Raw genomic sequence first — 2,154 nt, 5'->3', positions numbered from 1 at the left:
CGCCTCCGCTCGCACGGCCCGCTGCTCGGCGCGTTCCTGGCGGACCTTCAGCCACTCGGCGGCCCACTCGGCGGGCTCCGCGCCGTCGGGCACGGAACCGGGTGAGCCGCTCCAGAGCAGCAGCAGCCCCAGGGCGTGCTTGCAGGGGAACTTACGGCTCGGGCAGCTGCACTGGTAGGCGGGCGTGGCGAGTTCGACGACCGTGCGGTACGGCGTGCTGCCGCTGCCCTTGCACTCGCCCCAGACCGCGGCGCCGTCGGTGCCCGCGGCGGACCAGGGGGCGGGCGCGGAGAGCTTGCCGGCGGCCTTCCGCGAGGCGGCGTCGGGCGCCAGGGACAGGACGTGTTCGGTGCTCCAGCGTTCCTCCATGACCACGACGGTAGGCGGCGGCACTGACAGTCGACCCGCGGCCCGGACGAGCCGAACTGAGGTCCGGTCAGGATTGTCAGTGGCCGGGTGCATGGTGGTTTCCACAGGCCGGGACGCCGGCCTGGCTCCCTCCGATCACCCCGCCGCCCGGGCATCCGTGTGCCCGGCGGCCGACCCCAAGGAGCCCCGATGACCGACGTCGTGACCGATGTCCTGCGGCAGCACGCCGAGGACGCGTTCGCCGCCGAGCTGTCCGCGCTGGCCGCCCAGGACGACCGGCCGCGCCCGGAGCGCTGGAGGCTCTCCCCGTGGGCCGTCGCCACCTACCTGCTGGGCGGCGAGCTGCCCGACGGCACCGTGATCACCCCCAAGTACATCGGCCCGCGCCGGGTGGTGGAGGTCGCCGTCACCACGCTGGCCACCGACCGCGCGCTGCTGCTGCTCGGTGTGCCGGGCACCGCCAAGACCTGGGTCTCCGAGCACCTCGCGGCGGCGATCAGCGGCGACTCCACGCTGCTGGTGCAGGGCACCGCCGGCACGCCCGAGGAGGCCGTCCGGTACGGCTGGAACTACGCGCAGCTGCTCACCAACGGGCCCAGCCGGGAGGCGCTCGTCCCCTCGCCGCTGATGCGGGCGATGGCGGACGGCCGGATCGCCCGGGTCGAGGAGCTGACCCGCATTCCGGCCGATGTGCAGGACAGTCTGATCACCATCCTGTCCGAGAAGACCCTCCCGGTCCCGGAGCTGGGCACCGAGACCCAGGCCGTGCGCGGCTTCAACGTCATCGCCACCGCCAACGACCGCGACCGCGGCGTCAACGAGCTGTCCAGCGCGCTGCGCCGCCGCTTCAACACCGTGGTGCTGCCGCTGCCCGGCTCGCTGGAGGAGGAGATCGAGATCGTCAGCCGCCGGGTCGAACAGCTCGGCCGCTCCCTCCAACTGCCCGAACTGCCGGGCGGCGCCGAGGAGATCAGGCGTGTGGTGACCGTCTTCCGGGAGCTGCGGGCCGGCATCACCACCGACGGCCGGACCAAGGTGAAGACCCCCAGCGGCACCCTGTCCACCGCCGAGGCCATCTCGGTGGTCACCAACGGCATGGCGCTCGCCGCCCACTTCGGCGACGGCGTGCTGCGGGCCGGTGACGTCGCGGCCGGTGTGATCGGCGCGGTGGTCCGCGACCCGGCCGCCGACCAGCAGGTCTGGCGCGAGTACGTCGAGGGCGTGGTCCGCGAGCGCGACGGCTGGAAGGACTTCTACCGCGCCGCCCGTGAGAACGCCCGCTGAACGGCACGACCGTCCGCCGGACGACCGTCCGCCGCACGACCGTGCACCGCACGACCGTGCACCGCATGACCGCAACCTCGGAAGACTCGGGAGGGAGGGCGCGATGAGCGCAGAGGTGACGCTGCTCGGCGTCCGGCACCACGGCCCCGGCTCGGCCCGCTCGGTGGCCGCCGCGCTGGAGCAGCTGCGACCGGACGCGGTCCTGGTGGAGGGGCCGCCGGAGGCCGACCCGATCCTCGGGCTGGCCGCGGCGAAGGACATGGTGCCGCCGGTGGCCCTGCTGGCCCACGCGGCCGACGACCCGGCCCGTGCCGCGTTCTGGCCGTACGCCGAGTTCTCGCCGGAGTGGGTCGCGATCCGTTACGCCGGTGAACTCGGCGTCCCGCTCCGCTTCATCGACCTGCCGGCGGGCTACTCCTTCGCGGACACCGGCGACGAGGACGCCGACGCCGCCGGGGAGGACCCCGACCTGCCGCGCGACCCGATCGCCCGGCTCGCCGA

General features: G+C 74.2%; 3 protein-coding genes. 2 read left to right on the top strand and 1 reads right to left on the bottom strand.

Annotated features, from left to right (window positions below; genetic code table 11):
• On the bottom strand, positions 1-369 hold a 369-nt coding region (locus ABD308_RS16315), incomplete at its 3' end, for an SWIM zinc finger family protein (protein ID WP_344334163.1).
• Between the two features lie 189 nt (positions 370-558).
• On the opposite strand from ABD308_RS16315, the gene ABD308_RS16310 reads away from it, so the two are divergent.
• Both ABD308_RS16310 and ABD308_RS16305 read left to right on the top strand, forming a co-directional pair.
• Positions 559-1,653, top strand: coding sequence for an ATP-binding protein (locus tag ABD308_RS16310; protein ID WP_344334161.1), 1,095 nt, complete (start codon positions 559-561; stop codon positions 1,651-1,653).
• Between the two features lie 103 nt (positions 1,654-1,756).
• Positions 1,757-2,154, top strand: a 398-nt coding sequence (locus ABD308_RS16305; RefSeq protein ID WP_425554783.1) for a DUF5682 family protein, incomplete at its 3' end; no start/stop codon positions are given.

Origin of the sequence: Kitasatospora putterlickiae, from assembly GCF_039527695.1 — a bacterium.
Lineage (GTDB): Bacteria > Actinomycetota > Actinomycetes > Streptomycetales > Streptomycetaceae > Kitasatospora > Kitasatospora putterlickiae.
Note: the sequence above shows the minus strand (reverse complement) of the source record. Positions and strands in the feature narration are given on the sequence as shown.

What these genes read in the sequence shown, in the direction of transcription:
- ABD308_RS16310 (WP_344334161.1), top strand. Translation starts at nt 559, where the DNA reads ATGACCGACGTCGTGACCGATGTCCTGCGGCAGCACGCCGAGGACGCG.